We start from the raw sequence: 18,283 nt of genomic DNA, 5'->3' as shown, positions 1-18,283 counted from the left end.
GACCCTTCCAATAAAATCAGCAAGTACTCTGTTCGCAAGACGCGATAAAGCAGTTTCCGTTTCTATCTCACCGAGAAATCAAACATCTCATTGAGAAATCAAACACCCCAGCGAGGAATATGGTGCGACCCCATGCTGATGCAGACATTTTTTGGTTCACAGAAAACCTCAAAGCTGTAATCACCACCTTCACGACCAGTACCGGAACCTTTAACGCCACCAAACGGTGTCCGCAGGTCTCGCACGTTTTGACTGTTAACAAACATCATGCCTGCTTCGATACGGTTAGCAATGCGATGCACCTTGCCCACATCCTGAGTCCATAGGTAAGAAGCTAGACCGTAGTCGTTGTCATTAGCCATACGGATCACATCAGCTTCGTCTTTAAACGGAATAATTACCGCCACAGGGCCAAAGATCTCTTCACGGGCGATGCGCATCTCATTGGTTACATCACGGAATACCGTTGGGCGAACAAAATGGCCACCTTTTAGGTGATCCGGTAGCTCGTTTACGGGTTTCTCAGGACCACCGGCGATAAGGGTTGCGCCCTCTTCGATACCAATTTTGATATAGCCGGTGACCTTATCCCAGTGACCTTGACTGATCAGAGAACCCACTTTGGTATCCATCTGAGTGGGGTCACCCACCTTGATCTTATTGGCCCGGGCGGCGAATTCTTCACAGAATTTGTCATAGATACCTTCCTGTACAAACAGACGAGAACCAGCGGTGCAACGTTCGCCATTGATAGAGAAGATACCAAATACCGCAGCGTCCATCGCACGGTCGTAATCACAATCATCAAAAATGATCACCGGCGACTTACCGCCCAGCTCCATAGAGAACTTCTTCAGACCTGCATTAGCGATAATATGTTTACCGGTTGCGGTACCGCCGGTAAAGGAGATCGCATTGATATTAGGGTTGGTCGTTAACGCGTTACCGGTTGTGGCCCCAAAGCCATGAACAATATTAAAGACACCCGCTGGAATACCAGCTTCTAACGCAAGCTTACCCAAGAAATCCGTTGATAGCGGTGACAACTCCGACTGTTTCATCACTGCTGTGTTACCCAACGCCAGCGCCGGTGCGGTTTTCCATGTACCTGTCATAAACGGCACATTCCAAGGCGAAATCAGCGCACACACGCCGGTCGGCTGATACAGGGTGTAATTCAGCATCTGGTCATCCATCGGATAGGTATGACCGTTCATTTGGCGGGATTTCTCTGCAAAAAAGTAGAAATTATTAGATGACCGAGGAATCAGGGCGTTCTGAGTTTGATAAATCGGCAGACCTGTATCCGCTGTTTCCAGCTGAGCAATCTCTTCCACATGCTGTCCGATCAAATCACCTAGATTCTCAATAATCTTAGAGCGCTTAGCAACCGGCATATTAGCCCATGCAGGGAAAGCATCTTTGGCCGCCTGACACGCCTGGGCAACTTGCTCGGGTGTTGCATGGGCAACCTCTGCTAACACCTCGCCCGTTGCAGGGTTTACCGTTGTAAAGGTTTCTTTGCTCTCAACCCATTTGCCGTTAATCAGGTTCTTAATCATCTGTATTCCGCCCAATTTTTTATTTAATATGTTAAGCAATCTATTTAACATGTTAACAATTGTCAACCGTGATTTAATTAACATATTAAGTTATTGACAAGTGAGCGATGAATAGCAAAACTAATTAACATATAAACAATTAAAAACTTACTCTGGAGATTCAACCATGAGGCACAGCCGCATCCTGATCGATGGCGTAGCGTCTAATCTTGCTATCGACCCGAATCAAAAGCAGGAGATGTCATCTCAATACTGGCTACCGGCCACCACCGGCACCGTCTTTGGTATTGCGCTGAACGACAAAGCGCTTTACGCCAGCATGGAGCAAGCTTTTAACGAAAAACCCCATGTTAATCCGCCAAAAACGCCGGTTCTGCATATCAAAACCGATAACACTCATATCGGTTACGGCGCAGCAATTCCTGCCCCTAACGATGGCACACCCATTTATGCAGGGCCATCAATTGGTATCGTGATCGGCAAGCAGGCCACCCGTGTGACTGAAGCCAGTGCCATGGATTACATCTCCGGTTTTACCATTGTCAATGAAGTCTCTCTGGCAGAAGATTCTTTTTACCGACCAGCGGTAAAAGCTAAATGCCGTGATGGTTTCTGCCCAATCGGCCCCTGGGTTGTCAATAAAGAGGCTATCGCTAGCCCAGAATCTTTAGATATTCATACCTTTATTAATAATGAGCGGGTTCACAGCACCAGCACCGATCAGCTAGTACACGGTTTATCCAAGATTGTCAGTTACCTCAGTAGCTTTATCACCTTGCAGGCCGGTGATCTGATTATCGCAGGCACACCGCTACGCACCGAAAAGCTCGCATTGAAAGCCGGTGATACCGTCGCGATAGAAATTGACTCTATTGGCCGCCTTGAAAATCCGGTCGTTCTTGAATCAAACATCAAAACTGAACAGGGTTAAGAGGAGTTCACCATGAAACGCGCACGTATTCTTTTAAACGGCGAGATCACCTCCGTCACCGTTAACGATAACCTTGATGCTGTTCTTCAAGACGGAACCGTTATTGCTCAGACAGAGGCAGACTGGCTACCCCCCTGTGATGGCAAAATCTTTGTTTTAGGTTTGAACTACGCCGATCACGCAGCAGAGTTGGCCTTTAAAGCACCCGAAGAGCCACTGGTTTTTCTGAAAGCGCCCAACACGCTGCAAGGCCATAACAAAACCACCTATCGCCCTGATGGTGTGGATTACATGCATTACGAGTGCGAGCTGGTCGCTGTTATTGGCAAAATCGCTAAGAATGTTTCCCGTGAAGATGCAATGGATTATATCGGTGGCTATACCGTGGGTAACGACTACGCCATCCGCGACTATCTGGAAAACTACTACCGCCCGAACCTGCGCGTTAAAAGCCGAGATACCTGCACACCCGTTGGCCCTTATATTGTCGATGCCGCTGATGTGGCTGATCCACACAACCTCACACTGCGAACCTTTATTAACGGTGAGCTAAAGCAGGAAGGTAGCACTTCAGATCTGGTGTTTGATCTGCCGTTCTTAGTGGAGTACCTAAGTGCCATTATGACGTTAGAGCCTGGGGATATGATCTTTACCGGCACACCTGAAGGTTTGGCCGATGTAAAACCCGGTGATGAGATTGTCACGGAAGTGGAAGGCGTTGGGCGCTTAGTAAACACCATTATCAGTGAACGTGATTATTTGAAAACGCTCTAAGCTGTTATCAGCGAGCGTTCAAATATCATTGAAACTATCAAACAATAAAAGCTATCAATAAAAAACCAATAAAAACAAAAAGATAAGGCCGCTGACGAGACCTTTCGTCAGCTGTGGCCTGATCTTAGTAATTAGCACAGGATGATCATGATGCTTTCCGAAGATATTATTAAAGAGTGCGCCGCTCAGCTACATCAGGCTGAAAAAGAGCGCAAACAGATCCGTCAGCTTTCACTACAACACCCTGATATTACTATTCCAGATGCCTATAAGATCCAGAGTGAATGGTTAAAACTCAAGATGGCGGAGGGCCGTAAAATCATCGGCCATAAGATTGGGCTAACGTCCCGCGCCATGCAAATGTCCTCCCAGATTGATGAGCCAGACTATGGCACACTGCTGGATGATATGCTGTTTGAAGACGCCGCTGAAATTCCAACCGATCGCTTTATCGTGCCACGCTTAGAAGTAGAACTGGCTTTTATTCTGAAAGAACCACTGTCCGGCCCGAACTGTACGATCTTTGATGTTTATAACGCCACCGATTATGTGGTACCGGCACTGGAGCTGATTGATGCCCGCTCGCAGTCGATTGACCCAGATTCCGGTCGCCCCCGTAAGGTGTTTGACACCATCGCTGATAATGCCGCCAACGCCGGTATTATTATGGGTGGTCGTCCAATTAAACCTTCTGAAGTTGATCTACGCTGGGTATCGGCCATGATGTACCGTAATGGCGTGATCGAAGAGACCGGTGTTGCAGCAGGTGTACTCAACCATCCGGCCAATGGCGTGGCGTGGCTAGCAAATCGCCTTCATCCCTACGGCATCACACTAGAACCGGGGCAGATTATTCTGGGCGGCTCTTTTACCCGCCCTGTTCCTGCCCGTAAAGGCGACACCTTCCACGTCGATTATGGTCAGCTTGGAAGTATTAGCTGCTACTTTAAATAAATACTAAGCCATTTATAAGATCTGGTTCCCATTTATAAGTATAAGACTTGATTCCCATGCTCTGCGTGGGAACAGAACGGCCTCGACAGCTATGCCTGTCGTAATAGCCGGTCGATCCGGTTCAGGAGAACACAATGCCCGCCCCAATCAATACCTTTAAACAGGCACTAAAACAGAGCGATACCGCCCAGATCGGCCTTTGGCTTGGTCTTGCCAATAGCTATACCGCAGAGCTGCTAGCAGGCGCTGGTTTTGACTGGTTACTGATCGACGCAGAACATGCCCCCAATGATCTACAAACCATTTTGGGGCAACTACAGGCGATTGCACCCTACCCCTCTCATCCTATTGTGCGTCCACCTTGGCCGGATGCCGTGCGTATCAAACAGATTCTTGACTTGGGCGCACAAACAATTCTCGCGCCGATGGTAGAAACAGGCGAACAAGCCGCCGATGTGGTTGCCGCTACCCGCTATCCACCCCAAGGAATCCGCGGTGTCGGTAGCGCGCTGGCCCGTGCCTCTGGCTTTAATCGTATGCCGGAATACCTGCAAACTGCTAATGATGAGATCTGTGTGCTGATCCAGATTGAAACCCCAAAAGGCGTTGAAAATTTGGATGATATTCTGGCAGTTGAAGGCGTTGACGGTGTCTTTATCGGCCCATCAGACCTGAGCGCCTCTATGGGTTATATTGGCAATCCTGGGCACCCTGACGTGCAGCAAGTGATCGAAGAGAGCATCATTAAGATTGTCGCTGCGGGTAAAGCCCCCGGCATCTTGATTGCGGATCAAACACTGGCCCAACGCTATATAGAACTGGGCGCGCTGTTTGTTGGGGTTGGCACGGATACAGGCCTACTGATGAAATCATCTAACGATCTAGCGGCTAAGTTCAAAGCCAATATCACCGCACCAAAAGCAGAAAAGGGCTCTGTTTACTGATTAATCTCAGTATTTTTGATCATAACAACACAGATGTCTTATATGATTAATTACTATGCTCAAGACTAACTATAACGGTTAATCATCATGCCCGTTAATAACAACGATGAATGGATACCCAATATTGTTATTGGGCAAGATTACGACCAGCACTTTGCTGATGCATCCATCCACTTTGATGTATTAGGGCGTATGGCTGATTTTTTTGGACGGGATATGCCCGTGCATCTGCATGCCCAATTTTTGCAGATCCATTTTATTCACGGTGGAAAAAGTCACTTTTATATTGATGAGGCGGTCTATCATTGTGACGGGGCTTGTGTTTTCCTTACACCACCTGCGATCCCTCATTCTTTTATGACTGAGCAGGGCGTTACCGGTTATGTGCTAACGGTACATCAATCCCTGATCTGGCACCTATTGAGCGATAGCCAAAACAATCCATTGGACAGCGAACATATCCGTCCTACCTGTATCGAAAAACGACGTTTAAACTCTGAAAAAACCAAACTTTGGCATCGACTGGAACACAGCTTTGAAGCTCTACAGGATGAATGGCAGGGGGAGCACAGCAACAAAAACTTCGCCCTTGAGAGTATTGTACGCCTGCTACTGCTACAGATGATGCGTTTGGCCCCTGAGAATACCGAAACGCAAATGGTTGCCAGTGAAGAGCTACGACAGTTTCGCCGCTTTTCAGAGCTACTGGAAAAAGAGTTCCGCAACCGCTGGCCCTTAGCCAAATACTGCACCGCTATTGGCGTATCCGAAAGCCGCCTGAATAACATCTGTCAGCGCGTCGCCAACTGCCCACCCAAAAAACTGATCCATGAGCGTATTCTGCAGGAAAGCAAACGCTTATTGCGCTACTCCAACCTCAGCATTAACGATATCGGCTTTGAGCTAGGCTTCACCGATCCCTCTTATTTTTCACGCTTCTTTCGTAAACAGACAAGGATAACCCCAAAGGATTTTAGGGTTAAAACAGAATAGACGAGTACTTAAAAAGTCATACTAGCTTTAATATCCACCCCCCTTGATCGACAATATATATGATACTTTTAGTCATATAAAATATTTACAACAAGAAATAAAAATTAATGGTATTGAGGCTGGCTTACTTATGTTCGCCAACCTATAGTCAGTGTCACATTGAGGCAGGAGCCCCCTGTTTTAACCAGGGTAGAAAGCCTTTCAAGAAGCCCGTTGTTGCTGGCATAAAATAACTGCCATGATGATAACAGGGGTCTAATGTACTCACGATACGACGCCCTGAACTGCTGCTATCATCATAAAGAACGGAGCCACCTTCTATAGCATTGATCAGTGATTTAGCTCCAGGAGGGACGCTCAATGTTCCGTGCCGATGCCAGGTAGCATCATCCAATGTGATATAGCTAAAAAGCCCATGATCCGGCTCGTTCAAACGTAATCCCGAGTCTTCGCCAGGAGTTAGCCACCACCAAAAATTAGTAACCCCAGGCATCCAGTCGACATTGGAAAGCCACTGCTCACAATGGCTTTCCCCCAAAGCAACAACCATCTTTCCAGATGCTAAAAAAGCGTCAATAACATCTCTAGCCACTACAAGATCCGCAGGATTTTGCCGACTTGCAATATAAAGGCAATCAACATCTGACAAATCCGCTTCCGGTAAATCTAGAACATATATATTACGATCAAAAAACACTTTCAGCTCTGGATCATTGTAGGTCGCATGGTGGTAGTAAGTGCCGCCATCAACAAAAGCAATACGCATATTAACAATTCTCCAAGTCAGTAACTGGAGCGCCGGCACAGACCCAGTCCAATAACTGAGGCGCAATACGTGCTGCACTCGTTTTATCATCTAAATACATCCACATCGTATTACCGCTGTGCATTAGTAGTTGCCCACCTTGTCGTCGCTGCCATATCCAATCAATAGGTGAACCATCTTTCACCAATCGATGTAAAATCTCCGCTTCAGGCGGAGGTGGATTCGCTCCTCTAGCGTAAAATCCGGCAACTCCACGTCGTAAACTCATGTCATAACAATCGACGCCATCAAAGACTGGATGCTCGTTAACACGCTCAATTATCAAATCGTCACGGCCTCGGCCTGATGCAACTTGAAACAGCCCGACACTATCAAACAATGGGTAAACCAATTGACCATTAAAAACGATAGTCCCACCCGCATCCAAGCAGGCTGTTAATCCATCTTTCATACCTAATAGTGCTTTTTGGTCGACATGTGCTTCTATCAGTAATATCTCGCACTGAGCTAATTCTTTAGAACTAATATCACGTACTGATTCTGATCTAATCCCTCTGGCGTGCAAACTCTTGACAAAGCCTGGCAACTCATGAGAGACAGCCCGTAAATGTAAAATATTTATCATGTTATTTCAGACTCCATAAATCTAGTCATTACAAACCATTGAGAAAATTGGTACCGCAGTGCCATGCAGGGGCAACTCATCAATTTCAACTCGACGTACAGGTAATCGGTAGAGTCGAGAAAGAGCTATTTCAGTCATAACCTGATTCGGTAACCCAAATTCATACTGTCCTCGGCCAAACAGCAATAAAGCATGGCTAGCAAATTCCAAGGCATGTTGTGGTGAGTGAGTACTCATAACAATGGTCATCCCTTTCTCTGCAAGGTCGGCTAACAAACGTAATACTAATGCTTGGTTATGCCAGTCCATAGCTGCACTAGGTTCATCTAGAATTAAAATGTCAGCCTCAGTCGCCAGGGCCCTTGCCATCAAAACCAGTTGACGCTCTCCTCCTGACAACGAACTAAAAGATCTTTGGGCCAAATGCTCAGCTTCCACTCTACATAATGCGGCATGAGCCGCACCATAATCGGCCTTACTTGGAGCCTGTAATAGGCCAACCTTTCCTGAGCGACCAAGTAAAACCATTTCCAAAGCAGTAAGTGGTAATGCAGGATGTACATCTTGCGGGACAAACCCTAGCTCTCCCCAGCACATAACCGTTCCTTTCAGAGGGGTTAATGACCCTGATAAGATTCTTAACAGCGTTGATTTGCCCACACCATTTGCACCAAGAAGAGCACAAAAGCTACCCTTACTTAAGATCAGGTTCATATTGCTAAGCACGGGGTACTCGCCGTAGGAGTGACTAACATTTTCTAGCTGCAAACAAGTCTCTAGCTCAATCATATAAATTCCTCCCTAACCGCCGAACCAAAAAGGCAAATAGAGGCGCTCCGAGTAGAGCAGTTAAAACACCTAATGGAATTTCTACTTCACTTATACTACGTGCCAAGGTATCAACTAAGACGAGGTACATTGCACCGCCTAAGACTGTGTTCATCAAGAAATTACGATGATCTGTACCAAATGCCATTCGAATAATATGGGGCACAACCAGCCCTACCCAACCAACAACCCCACAAACGGCTACACTGGAGGCTGTAATAACACCAACAGCTAGCAAGGCGAGTGTTCGAGTGCGAACAACGGGAACGCCTAATGCTTCGGCATCTTGATCCCCAACAGATAGCGCCATCAGATGAAATCTCAGCCCATAAAGCAGTAATAAACTGAAACCAATACAAGGTAATGCCAACACCAGCTTAGAACTGTCTGCAGCGGATAGGCTTCCCATCAACCAGAAAACAATCGCAGGAAGCTGATTTTGTGGATCAGCAACCAACTTGACTAGAGAAACCCCAGAGGCAAAAATAGCACTGACAACAATCCCTGCTAGAACCAGCAAGACCGTACCACCACGGGTATCTTTACCTCCCGCTAGCCAGAAAACAGCGACTAGAGCTAGCATCCCAAATAAAAAAGAACCAATAACAACAGGCCAACCATCACCAGCAAATAGAAAGGCCAGCACACCTCCAAAAGCAGCACCAGAGGAAACCCCCAGTAATTGAGGCTCTGCAAGAGGGTTGCGAAATACACTTTGCAACGCAGCTCCAGCGCCCGCTAAACCAGCGCCTATAATCGCAGCCAGTAGTATCCGTGGAAGGCGAACATTTTCGATGACCCGCTGTTCTATCAAGCTCCATTCACCACCCTCGAAAATAGAGGCCAGTAGAATTCGGCTAACCGTTTCGGGAGGTATCATATAGCGACCAATACCAAGCGCCAGAACCATAGACCCAAGAGTGAAGATCAAAAGCGCTATGCTAATCAAGGGCAAGGGCACCGTTCGTATCCTCATGATTTATTCCCAGCAAAAAGCGTTAGATAATCACGACTATGTCCATTTAACTTTAGCTTTAATAGATCATCCAAGTCCGTTTCACTAGCCTTATACCCGTAAAGTTTCTGGTAGGCTTGTTTAATACGTTGGCGCAATCCAGCTTCCGCTAAATCAGGATGGGCAAGAGAAAATAGCCAATCTAATGACAGAGGAGTTTCTTGGCTAGGAGGATCCCAACGAAAACCTCCATGAGGATAAACATAGACTCGGCGCTCACGTATCGCGCTAATTCCTTCTAACCGGGAGTCAGAATAAATATCCTCTGGCGATAGTTCAGACTCAAAGTTATTCAGTAAAATCAGTTCAGGGTCCCAGGCCATAAGTTGTTCAATATCAACACTAGCAAAACCAGGAACATCAGCGGCCACATTATGAGCGCCAACTTTCCCGAGATCACTCCCCATACTCGTATTCATACCGGCAACTTGAAACCCTGATCGAGTCCGAAAGAGATACACTGCCCGTGGTTTTTTTTGAACGGTTTGAGCCTGTAAGTTGATTTCATCAACTCGCTGCTCAAACCAATCAGCCAACTCATTTCCTCTAGCTCTTCGGCCTAATGCAGTGCCTACCATGCGTAACCAGTCTGCAGCCCAAGCACTATCACCATATTTAAGGGTTAATACAGGCAAACCTAGTTGACGAATAGGTCGCACAATATCATCTCCCCGATCACCCCACTGAAAGACTACATCCGGCGCTTTACTAGCCAAGGCCTCTACATTAGGAGCAAAACCTTCTCCGCTCATGTTATACGGAATTGTTTCTGCTTCTGGAAAAATACGCCCAAGCAAGCCATAATCAATATCCACTCGACTGGCTTTATGCATACCAACTAAGCGCTCAGTGCCTTGATCTATCGCCATAATCATAGAGGCTAAAGGAATGGTGATAGAGATTACTCGCTCTACTTTATCCGGCACGTCTACCACGTGACCATTCTGATCTAAGACCGGCAAGGCAAATGCCTGCACAGCCATCACAGCACTAAACAAAAAGATTAATAATTGTTTTTTCATCAGTAATCTGCCGTCAATTTCATCATGAAGGACCTACCTGGCTCAGCCAAAGGATTACCCACTAGGTCATTGCTGTAATTAAGATCTTCATATACAGCGGGGTTTCGCCCTTCTACATCCAATAGATTTTCGATACCAGCTTGCAGCCTCCAACCTTGAAGGCTTGCTCCCATCACTCGATCTAAATCCAAACCGGCATACAGATTAGTAATCACATAGCTGTCAGTTTCACGCTCTTGGCTATCATCAATTCGACTTTTACCTTTATAAGCTCGAACCATTGCCTCGCTATACCAGCCTTGACCGCTGTAACGAAGGCTAGTGCGTCCTGAAAGAGGTGCAACATGAGGTAAAGGTTTATCAGCGCTATCATCGTTACCGTAGGTACTGGTTAAGGCATACTTAATATTCCATTTAGGAGTCAGGTTTGTACTTCCATCCAGCTCAATGCCTCGAATCGTAGCATCACTGATGTTCTGTCGCTGATAGAGCCCTTCCGATATTTTCGCTAAGCTAATGAGGTCTTTGTAGCGACTCTCATAGGCAGTAACATTAAGCTCCGTATGTTCGCCATACCACCGTAAACCGACTTCACCAGTGACATTCGTTTCCTCTTCCAGTTGCGGTGAAGGTAAGGTTGTTACCGTTCCTGCAACACTGGTTACGGTCAAATTCATACCAGAAGGTGCACGGAAACCACGACTAAGGTTTGCGACCAGATGCCATTCAGGATTGAATCGGTAAATTCCGCCGAGATTACCCGTTACAGAGAAGTAGTCTTTGCTCATATTTCCAGCAAAGGCCTCACGTTGTACCTCGTTTTCACTCGCCAGCGCATCTCCAATATCAACTCGGCTAAAATCACTCCGTAATGCGCCACTTAATGACCACTGCTTGTTGATATGCCAGTCATCACTGATGTAAGCCCCTACATTCAGCTGCTCTGACTCACGCTCCATCGGATGCCAATCCACCGTTGCTAAAAGATCGCCATCCCCACTGTAACGAGTGATCATTCGAGTACGGCCATCAAATGCTTCATGAAAAAAATCGCCGCCATAGCTGAGATTGTGTTCCCCTAACTGTTTCTGTGCCGTTAAATGACCACCAAAAACAGTTGGACTATAGACTTTAAGGTGAGCCAATACAGTTGCATTTGGGCTCTTAGTATTACGGTTGTAAATATCAGTTTCAAAATCGCGAATATATAAGCTTGTATCCAAGCTATCAGCTATCGAGCCAAAGTGTTCTCCCTGATAGTTTAGTCGTAGATAACGCTCAACAATAGGATCCTCTGTTACCTCTACATAAGGGGCACCGGGAGCACCACCTAATCCACCTGCACGTCCTGTAGTCACATTTTCATAGCGTCCAGATAGCTCCCACCGAGAATCGTCATTAGGACTATAACCAATGTTAAAGTCCAAACCTTCCATACTGTATTCGCTATTCTCTGCCGTGCCCAATGGGCTTTCATAGTCATCTGCCTCTCGATGGTGCGCGCCAATCAAGACATCAAATCCATTACCTCCCCCAATTAATTCCGCACGACCACCTAGCATATTGCTACCACTTTCAAACTGTAACGCCCGTAGTTTCGGACTCAACTTAAACTCCTGTTCAGAATCAGACTTAGATCGGCGAGTAACGATATTAATAACCCCATTCATAGCATCTGAGCCATAAAGCGCTGAAGCAGGCCCACGAATAACCTCAATACGCTCAATAGACTCTGGGTCAATCATGTTAAACTGTAAGGTGCTACGTCCTCGATAACGCTCACCGTCAATAGCGAGAATCGTTCGTCCGGTATTACTATTAAAGCCCCGAGTAACGAGCTGTCCCCCTAGCCCACCTGATCGCGAAAACTCTACCCCAGGTAACGCCTCTAGCAACGACTGCAAACCTCCTGATCCCACATGATCAGCAATATCCTCTGAAGTAATCACGCTAATCGAGCGTGGTGAATCACTAACAGCCAATGAAGATCGAGTTGCAGATATCGTCATAGTGCCTTGCGTCAAAGCAGTATCTGTTACTGCGCTATCTGCATGAACGGCTGAAAATGCCGCCAAGCTGGCGACAGATAACATGCGGCTCAAGTGTCTATTTTTTAAAAACATTAGGACTCCTAAATAAATTTCTCACAATCTAACTGAGATGCATTATCATTAAGGTCATTATCAACAAAGGTTATTGAATACCAAATGACAATTATCAAGTTGCATCCTTCAGAATATTCACAAATTGATAATAGGCTTCGCTCTATTGGGCTGATGCAAGGTATATCATCCCTACATCTTGATGAGCTGATTGAGAAGGCCCATCTTTGCTATTTAGAAAGTGGTGAAAAATTATTCACTCAAGGAGATCAAGCTCGCTACTGGTACTTGATTATAGAAGGACGTATTGACACGCTAAGAGAGGGTTACGATGGGGAGTCACGGGTCATGCACCAAATTGGCCAAGGCCAGCTACTAGCTCCTATCGTAATGTTCATGCCTGAACAAGAATACCCTGTTGCAGCAAGGGCATCGTCTCCAGCGACTCTATGTCGTTTCCAAAGACAGCAGTTACATACACTATGCCGCCACACACCTGAACTTGCATTGCGCATACTCGAACTTGCAGGCCAAGCGTTATGCCAAAGAATTGATGATGTAGAAAGCCTTTCTAGCCGGAATGGCCCACAGAGGTTAGCCGCTTACCTATATGATTTATATCTAGACCAAGGCGTAACAATTGAACTTCCATTAAATCACCGTGAATTAGCCGCAAAATTAGGATTAAGGCCAGAGACTCTCAGCAGACTACTACATCGCTTACAACATAACGGAATCCTAAAAGGCAAGCGATTAACGTGGGAGGTAACTAACAAAGAGCAGTTAAAGAGTTTAATTCTGTCTAAGACGTCTTAGCGTCATCTGATATATCTTTATATCAAGATAGGGCTTATAAACGCCCAAAAGGCAAAGAGCTATCTAAGTGGTTAATCGCCTTACATTCAAGGAAAAATAAGTTAAACTAACCAGATACTTAATATATTAATGACATAATAATACGGTATCTCCAGTTCTTCGGATACGCTAGATAGCAAGCCGGTAAACGAGATGATAACCGACAACGGAAGTTTGACCAGATGCGCAAGTTTAACGATTCTATTCCACTTAAATTATTGAAAGCCCGTGAGTCTACCATGACATTTTTTCGGCCAATCCTGCAGGAAGCAGGGTTAACCGAGCAGCAATGGCGGGTGATTCGTGCGTTAAACGAATATGAAGAGCTAGAATCGAAGCAACTGGCAGAGTTGTGCTGTATTTTAAGTCCAAGTCTTACGGGTATTATTAATAGACTTGAAGGCCAAGGGCATTTGAAACGCCGTAAATCTACGGAAGATCAACGTCGAGTACTGATCAGCCTTACTGATCAAGCCAAACTATTGTTTAAAGAGCTTAGCCCTAGATTAGAAGGTCGCTATGATCTTCTGACAAACCAGATTTCTAAAGAAAAACTAGAACTGTTAAACACGTTATTAAGCGAAATTATTAACCTTGAGCCTTAATCAAGAGCCACTAATCAAACGCTATTATCCAAACGTATCTCAGAAACCCTGATACATCTCAATAGAAAATAGCTTTAGCGCAATAATCTGCGTTGACAATAGTTAACATGTTATCTATATTTTTAATTAACATGTTAATTTTATCCGTTAAGCGAAGATAAAAATGATGCTATCAGTTCAAACATTGCACGAGCTAAGTGCGGATTCTGCCCTCTTGATGCTGCAAGCCGCCAAACAAAAAGCAGAACAATTGGGTGTGGCCGTATGTATATCTATTGTTGGGACGCAGGGCATTCCTTTAGCATCTATTCGTATGAATGGTGCACCGCTATTATCTATCTCACTAGCAGAAGATAAAGCCTACACTGCTGTTAGCTTTAACCGTGCGACCCATGAGTGGGATGAGCATCTTACGAATCAACCCAAGATTCAACAAGCCCTTGGCCAGCGTGATCGTTTTACAATGCTCGGCGGTGGTTTACCTGTCACCACGCACCTAGAAAAAGGCGCGCTTGTGGCGGCTATTGGGGTTTCTGGAGGAGCTGTACATCAGGATATCGAATGCGCCCAAGCAGCCATTAATGCCCTACACAAGCCTGGCTGCTGATTATTATGAGACAGAATCATAGGCATTCGGCTTCTGTTTCCATAACACTACTATCGGCTATGGCGTTGACCAGCCCATTGGCATTGAACTTGTTTGTACCGGCAATGCCAGATGCCGCTCGCTCACTGAATGTTGATATTAATACTATTCAGCTAACGTTTACTTGCTACCTATTAACGCTGGCCATAGGTCAGTTAATATCTGGCCCACTGGCCGACTTTTTTGGACGTAAACCCGTTTTACTCTGGGGTTTAGCTCTGCACGTCATCGGCAGTCTATTAGCCGCCAGCGCACAAGATATTAGCATTCTAGTAGCAGGGAGAGTACTGCAAGCGTTAGGGGGCAGTACGGCGATGGCACTAGCCCGAACCATTATTGTTGATATCCATGGCCGAGCAGGTGCCGCCGGTAAGATGGGTTATATGGTGATGGCCATAGCCATTGCCCAGTCTATTGCTCCAACACTTGGGGGCTTTTTAAATCTTTGGTATGGCTGGAACGCAACTTTTGTATTGCCGGTTCTGGTTGGTTGCAGCGTCTGGTTCACAGCGCTTAAGTGGCTGCCAGAAACCTGTCCGCAGAAAAGTGACAGCTTAAAACTAGGGCGGGTGCTAAGCCAATACCGAACGGTACTCACCTCATCGGAATATCTAGGTTATGCACTGTCTACAACCTTTATCGCCACCGCTTTTTATATGTTTGTCGGCAGCTCACCTTATATCGTAATCGATCAATTAGATGGCAACTCCGCGCAATTTGGCGGCTGGTTTCTGTCGGTCTCTTTGGCCTTTATGATGGGAAGTTTTCTTTCTACCCGTATGACGCAATGGTTCAACATTGATCATATGGTCATGCTTGGCAACTGCCTCTCGTTGATCGGAACGGGCTTACTACTGCTTTTCGCACTAAAAGAGATGCTATCCATAAATGCTCTGTTTTTACCGATGGCACTGACGACCTTTGGTCGAGGCTTTAGTCAGCCTAATGCTCAATCTGGCGCTATCGCTTGCACAACAGGCTCCGCAGGGACGGCATCAGGCTTAATGGGATTTATTCAGCTATTAACGGGGGGAGTGATGGCTCAAGTAACACCTTGGCTAATGCAGCAAGGTTTAGTCGTACTGATGAGCTGTATATTCGCCGCCCCATTATTAGCCATTGCCAGCCACTGCTACTCATGGCAGAGAAGACGAGGTCATTTCTAAGGCAAGACAGATCAATCATATTAACTAACAAAAATCTAACTAAAAAGATCTAACTAAAAGGTATTAGAAGGTATCTGTTTTTCGTTAGATACCCAGTAACCCCAAGAGGATAATAATAATGGGAACACTTGCACTAGCGGCCAAAATCACCCACGTACCATCCATGTATCTATCTGAACTGGACGGCCCACGTAAAGGTTGTCGTCAAGCAGCTATCGATGGTCATATCGAGATCGGAAAACGCTGTCGCGAACTGGGCGTTGACACCATCATCGTATTTGATACGCATTGGTTGGTTAATGCTGGCTACCACATTAATTGTGCGGAGCATTGGCAGGGTAACTACACCAGTGGAGAGCTGCCTCATTTTATCAGCAATATGGAATATGACCTGAACGGCAACCCTGAACTGGGTAATTTACTGGCAAAGGTTTGCAATGAACAGGGCGTTGAAGCACTAGCTCACGACAGCACTACCTTAGCACCTGAGTATGGCACGCTGGTTCCCATGCGCTATATGAACCAGGACAATCACTTTAAAGTGATCTCTGTATCGGCGCTATGTACGGTTCACTACCTAAATGACAGCGCTCGCCTGGGTTGGGCAATGCGTGAAGCGATTGAAAAATACTACGATGGCACGGTCGCCATTCTGGCTTCTGGTTCCCTATCGCACCGTTTTGCTCAAAATGGTCAAGCACCGGATTTCTCTGACAAAGTGTGGAGCCCTTTCCTAGAAACGCTGGATCATGAAGTGGTGAAAATGTGGGAAAATGCAGAATGGGAAAAATTCTGTGGCATGTTGCCTGAATACGCCGTTAAAGGTCATGGGGAAGGTATGATGCACGACACGGCTATGTTGCTGGGTGCATTGGGTTGGTCAAACTATGATGGTAAAGCTGAGGTACTGACCCCTTACTTTGGCAGTTCCGGTACGGGGCAGATTAACTGCGTTTTCCCGATAACCTCTCAGGATGGCAAGGCGGTTCCTGCACCGCAGGCATCTAAGCAAGCAGGGCTGGCTTACGGAGAGAGCCGAGTTTAGATTAGATACGGTAATTAACTATCCGAATAAAAATCGCCAAACATAAAAACCCCCAATATTGGACTGAATCTGCATGCCCACTATTGAGGGTTTTTATTGAGAACTTTTTTATTAGCAATATCAATGACTTACATTACTAATAAACCTAACTTATAGGAAGGAGTTTAGTAGCTCACCAACTTCCATTTTATGACCTTCACCTGTGGCGTTAAATTTCCACTCGCCATTGTGACGGTAAAGCTCACCAAAAGTAACGGCAGTGTTCACGCTATAATCTTCGGATAGGTCATAACGAATCACTTCTTCGTTATTGCCAAGGTTAACCGCACGAATAAAGGCGTTCTGTACTTGGCCAAAGTTCTGGCTACGCTCACCTGCTTTATAAATTGCAGCAGCGAAAACAATTTTTTGTACAGACTCTGGCACTTTAGATAGATCAACATTGATTACTTCATCATCACCATCGCCATCACCGGTCAGGTTATCACCTTGGTGAATAAGGCCACCACAGGCCGATGAAAGGTTGTTGAAATAAATAATATCGCTGCTTGAAGCCGCTTTACCATTTTCTTGTAACATGGCAGCACAGGCATCTAAATCAAAATCTGTGCCGTCTGTTGCACGAGCATCCCAACCAAGGCCAATTCGAAACTGTTTTGCACCACCAGATTCTTTCTCTAGATTGATGCGCTGACCTTTTTCTAAATTAATCGCCATTGTGTTACTTCCTTAATATTAACGTGCTAGAGAATTGACAGTCTCAAGAATCAATCGGCTAATCCGAGATGCGCTCATGGAGCGCATCCTGTACCCACTAATTGATCTTCTTTATCTATTAATTAGTTGAGGCCATACACGGATCAGTTAAGACCATATTGCGGTAATGCTGCAGCCAAACCGCCCGTGAAACCTTGACCCACTGCGCCAAATTTCCAAACACCGTTATGACGGTATAGCTCACCAAAAATTAGAGCTGTCTCGGTAGAGAAGTCTTCGCCAAGCTCATATTTAGCAACTTCTTGGCCGCTATCTTTGTCGAGCAAACGAATGAACGAGTTAGCAACTTGTCCAAAGTTAAGCTTTAACGCTTCAGCGTTATGAATAGTTACCAAAAACACAATTTTCTGAACATCTTGCGGCACTTTATCTAGAGCAATTTCAATCGACTCATCATCGCCATCACCTTCACCGGTCAGGTTATCACCGGTATGAACAACAGAACCACAGGCTGATTTTAGATTGTTGTAGTAGATAAATTCCTTATCGGATTGACATTTACCTTCAGCATTTAACATAAAAATAGAAGCATCAAGGTCAAAGTCAGCACCATCTGTTACACGAGGATCCCAACCGAGACCTACCGTAACATTCTTCATTGATGGGGCTTCTTTACTTAAATCAACTTTACCGCCTTTTGATAGATTTACAGCCATCTTAAAACTCCTTTGAT

The 18,283-nt window shown here is 45.7% G+C and carries 19 protein-coding genes; 10 read left to right on the top strand and 9 right to left on the bottom strand.

What is annotated here, in order from left to right; genetic code table 11:
• Window positions 1-98: 98 nt before the first annotated feature.
• Window positions 99-1,562, bottom strand: a complete 1,464-nt coding sequence (hpaE, locus tag G517_RS0104360) for a 5-carboxymethyl-2-hydroxymuconate semialdehyde dehydrogenase (RefSeq protein ID WP_028303403.1) — start codon at window positions 1,560-1,562, stop codon at window positions 99-101.
• 166 nt (window positions 1,563-1,728) lie between these two features.
• On the opposite strand from hpaE, the gene G517_RS17685 reads away from it, so the two are divergent.
• The 5 genes from G517_RS17685 (at window position 1,729) to hpaA (ending at window position 6,158) form a co-directional block, all read left to right on the top strand.
• The gene (locus G517_RS17685) at window positions 1,729-2,493 is read left to right on the top strand and encodes a fumarylacetoacetate hydrolase family protein (RefSeq protein ID WP_036590345.1); all 765 of its coding nucleotides are present in this window, start codon (window positions 1,729-1,731) and stop codon (window positions 2,491-2,493) included.
• Between the two features lie 12 nt (window positions 2,494-2,505).
• Window positions 2,506-3,267 carry a fumarylacetoacetate hydrolase family protein gene (locus G517_RS0104350; RefSeq protein ID WP_028303402.1) on the top strand — a complete coding sequence of 254 codons (762 nt, stop codon included), beginning with the start codon at window positions 2,506-2,508 and terminating at the stop codon, window positions 3,265-3,267.
• Window positions 3,268-3,417: 150 nt separating this feature from the next.
• Window positions 3,418-4,221 carry a 2-oxo-hept-4-ene-1,7-dioate hydratase gene (hpaH, locus tag G517_RS0104345; protein ID WP_028303401.1) on the top strand — a complete coding sequence of 268 codons (804 nt, stop codon included), beginning with the start codon at window positions 3,418-3,420 and terminating at the stop codon, window positions 4,219-4,221.
• Between the two features lie 134 nt (window positions 4,222-4,355).
• A complete protein-coding gene (gene hpaI / locus G517_RS0104340; RefSeq protein WP_028303400.1) occupies window positions 4,356-5,165 on the top strand; it encodes a 4-hydroxy-2-oxoheptanedioate aldolase in 810 nt (269 codons plus the stop codon).
• Window positions 5,166-5,252: 87 nt separating this feature from the next.
• The gene (gene hpaA / locus G517_RS0104335) at window positions 5,253-6,158 is read left to right on the top strand and encodes a 4-hydroxyphenylacetate catabolism regulatory protein HpaA (protein ID WP_028303399.1); all 906 of its coding nucleotides are present in this window, start codon (window positions 5,253-5,255) and stop codon (window positions 6,156-6,158) included.
• 154 nt (window positions 6,159-6,312) lie between these two features.
• Here hpaA and G517_RS0104330 read toward each other — a convergent pair whose 3' ends face one another.
• From G517_RS0104330 to G517_RS0104305, 6 genes are all read right to left on the bottom strand, one after another.
• The gene (locus G517_RS0104330; protein ID WP_028303398.1) at window positions 6,313-6,924 is read right to left on the bottom strand and encodes a hypothetical protein; all 612 of its coding nucleotides are present in this window, start codon (window positions 6,922-6,924) and stop codon (window positions 6,313-6,315) included.
• A 1-nt stretch (window position 6,925) separates the two neighbouring features.
• Entirely contained in the window at window positions 6,926-7,375 is a 450-nt protein-coding gene (locus tag G517_RS0104325; protein ID WP_157833143.1) for a hypothetical protein, read from the bottom strand.
• 195 nt (window positions 7,376-7,570) lie between these two features.
• On the bottom strand, window positions 7,571-8,338 hold the full coding sequence (locus G517_RS0104320) for an ABC transporter ATP-binding protein (RefSeq protein WP_028303396.1): 768 nt from the start codon (window positions 8,336-8,338) through the stop codon (window positions 7,571-7,573).
• Window positions 8,331-9,353 carry a FecCD family ABC transporter permease gene (locus G517_RS0104315; RefSeq protein WP_028303395.1) on the bottom strand — a complete coding sequence of 341 codons (1,023 nt, stop codon included), beginning with the start codon at window positions 9,351-9,353 and terminating at the stop codon, window positions 8,331-8,333. Before G517_RS0104315 ends, G517_RS0104320 begins: the two co-directional genes overlap by 8 nt.
• Window positions 9,350-10,414, bottom strand: a complete 1,065-nt coding sequence (locus G517_RS17680; RefSeq protein ID WP_051206025.1) for an ABC transporter substrate-binding protein — start codon at window positions 10,412-10,414, stop codon at window positions 9,350-9,352. The genes G517_RS0104315 and G517_RS17680 overlap by 4 nt, the downstream gene beginning before the upstream one ends.
• Window positions 10,414-12,537, bottom strand: coding sequence for a TonB-dependent receptor (locus tag G517_RS0104305; RefSeq protein ID WP_036590342.1), 2,124 nt, complete (start codon window positions 12,535-12,537; stop codon window positions 10,414-10,416). The genes G517_RS17680 and G517_RS0104305 overlap by 1 nt, the downstream gene beginning before the upstream one ends.
• 84 nt (window positions 12,538-12,621) lie before the next feature.
• On the opposite strand from G517_RS0104305, the gene G517_RS17675 reads away from it, so the two are divergent.
• The 5 genes from G517_RS17675 (at window position 12,622) to hpaD (ending at window position 16,833) form a co-directional block, all read left to right on the top strand.
• Window positions 12,622-13,332 carry a Crp/Fnr family transcriptional regulator gene (locus G517_RS17675; RefSeq protein ID WP_051206023.1) on the top strand — a complete coding sequence of 237 codons (711 nt, stop codon included), beginning with the start codon at window positions 12,622-12,624 and terminating at the stop codon, window positions 13,330-13,332.
• 221 nt (window positions 13,333-13,553) lie between these two features.
• The gene (gene hpaR / locus G517_RS0104295; RefSeq protein ID WP_028303393.1) at window positions 13,554-13,976 is read left to right on the top strand and encodes a homoprotocatechuate degradation operon regulator HpaR; all 423 of its coding nucleotides are present in this window, start codon (window positions 13,554-13,556) and stop codon (window positions 13,974-13,976) included.
• A gap of 163 nt (window positions 13,977-14,139) precedes the next feature.
• A complete protein-coding gene (locus G517_RS0104290; RefSeq protein WP_084632058.1) occupies window positions 14,140-14,583 on the top strand; it encodes a GlcG/HbpS family heme-binding protein in 444 nt (147 codons plus the stop codon).
• A 5-nt stretch (window positions 14,584-14,588) separates the two neighbouring features.
• Complete coding sequence (locus G517_RS0104285; RefSeq protein WP_028303391.1) at window positions 14,589-15,788, top strand: multidrug effflux MFS transporter; 1,200 nt, start codon at window positions 14,589-14,591, stop codon at window positions 15,786-15,788.
• A gap of 118 nt (window positions 15,789-15,906) precedes the next feature.
• The gene (gene hpaD / locus G517_RS0104280) at window positions 15,907-16,833 is read left to right on the top strand and encodes a 3,4-dihydroxyphenylacetate 2,3-dioxygenase (RefSeq protein WP_028303390.1); all 927 of its coding nucleotides are present in this window, start codon (window positions 15,907-15,909) and stop codon (window positions 16,831-16,833) included.
• A gap of 150 nt (window positions 16,834-16,983) precedes the next feature.
• Here the strand turns inward: hpaD and G517_RS0104275 are convergent, their stop codons facing one another.
• Together G517_RS0104275 and G517_RS0104270 are read right to left on the bottom strand one after the other, a co-directional pair.
• Window positions 16,984-17,550, bottom strand: a complete 567-nt coding sequence (locus G517_RS0104275; protein WP_028303389.1) for a TerD family protein — start codon at window positions 17,548-17,550, stop codon at window positions 16,984-16,986.
• Between the two features lie 143 nt (window positions 17,551-17,693).
• Window positions 17,694-18,266 (bottom strand): TerD family protein, encoded by a 573-nt coding sequence (locus tag G517_RS0104270; RefSeq protein WP_028303388.1) that lies wholly within the window; start codon window positions 18,264-18,266, stop codon window positions 17,694-17,696.
• Window positions 18,267-18,283: the final 17 nt, after the last annotated feature.

The organism is Oceanospirillum maris DSM 6286, from assembly GCF_000422865.1.
GTDB classification, from domain to species: Bacteria; Pseudomonadota; Gammaproteobacteria; order Pseudomonadales; family Halomonadaceae; genus Oceanospirillum; species Oceanospirillum maris.
Note: the sequence above shows the minus strand (reverse complement) of the source record. Positions and strands in the feature narration are given on the sequence as shown.

Bases quoted from the DNA above. Each gene is read 5' to 3' on its own strand.
- hpaE (WP_028303403.1), bottom strand. From the start codon at position 1,562: ATGATTAAGAACCTGATTAACGGCAAATGGGTTGAGAGCAAAGAAACC.
- G517_RS17685 (WP_036590345.1), top strand. From the start codon at position 1,729: ATGAGGCACAGCCGCATCCTGATCGATGGCGTAGCGTCTAATCTTGCT.
- G517_RS0104350 (WP_028303402.1), top strand. From the start codon at position 2,506: ATGAAACGCGCACGTATTCTTTTAAACGGCGAGATCACCTCCGTCACC.
- hpaH (WP_028303401.1), top strand. From the start codon at position 3,418: ATGCTTTCCGAAGATATTATTAAAGAGTGCGCCGCTCAGCTACATCAG.
- hpaI (WP_028303400.1), top strand. From the start codon at position 4,356: ATGCCCGCCCCAATCAATACCTTTAAACAGGCACTAAAACAGAGCGAT.
- hpaA (WP_028303399.1), top strand. From the start codon at position 5,253: ATGCCCGTTAATAACAACGATGAATGGATACCCAATATTGTTATTGGG.
- G517_RS0104330 (WP_028303398.1), bottom strand. From the start codon at position 6,924: ATGCGTATTGCTTTTGTTGATGGCGGCACTTACTACCACCATGCGACC.
- G517_RS0104325 (WP_157833143.1), bottom strand. From the start codon at position 7,375: ATGAAAGATGGATTAACAGCCTGCTTGGATGCGGGTGGGACTATCGTT.
- G517_RS0104320 (WP_028303396.1), bottom strand. From the start codon at position 8,338: ATGATTGAGCTAGAGACTTGTTTGCAGCTAGAAAATGTTAGTCACTCC.
- G517_RS0104315 (WP_028303395.1), bottom strand. From the start codon at position 9,353: ATGAGGATACGAACGGTGCCCTTGCCCTTGATTAGCATAGCGCTTTTG.
- G517_RS17680 (WP_051206025.1), bottom strand. From the start codon at position 10,414: ATGAAAAAACAATTATTAATCTTTTTGTTTAGTGCTGTGATGGCTGTG.
- G517_RS0104305 (WP_036590342.1), bottom strand. From the start codon at position 12,537: ATGTTTTTAAAAAATAGACACTTGAGCCGCATGTTATCTGTCGCCAGC.
- G517_RS17675 (WP_051206023.1), top strand. From the start codon at position 12,622: ATGACAATTATCAAGTTGCATCCTTCAGAATATTCACAAATTGATAAT.
- hpaR (WP_028303393.1), top strand. From the start codon at position 13,554: ATGCGCAAGTTTAACGATTCTATTCCACTTAAATTATTGAAAGCCCGT.
- G517_RS0104290 (WP_084632058.1), top strand. From the start codon at position 14,140: ATGATGCTATCAGTTCAAACATTGCACGAGCTAAGTGCGGATTCTGCC.
- G517_RS0104285 (WP_028303391.1), top strand. From the start codon at position 14,589: ATGAGACAGAATCATAGGCATTCGGCTTCTGTTTCCATAACACTACTA.
- hpaD (WP_028303390.1), top strand. From the start codon at position 15,907: ATGGGAACACTTGCACTAGCGGCCAAAATCACCCACGTACCATCCATG.
- G517_RS0104275 (WP_028303389.1), bottom strand. From the start codon at position 17,550: ATGGCGATTAATTTAGAAAAAGGTCAGCGCATCAATCTAGAGAAAGAA.
- G517_RS0104270 (WP_028303388.1), bottom strand. From the start codon at position 18,266: ATGGCTGTAAATCTATCAAAAGGCGGTAAAGTTGATTTAAGTAAAGAA.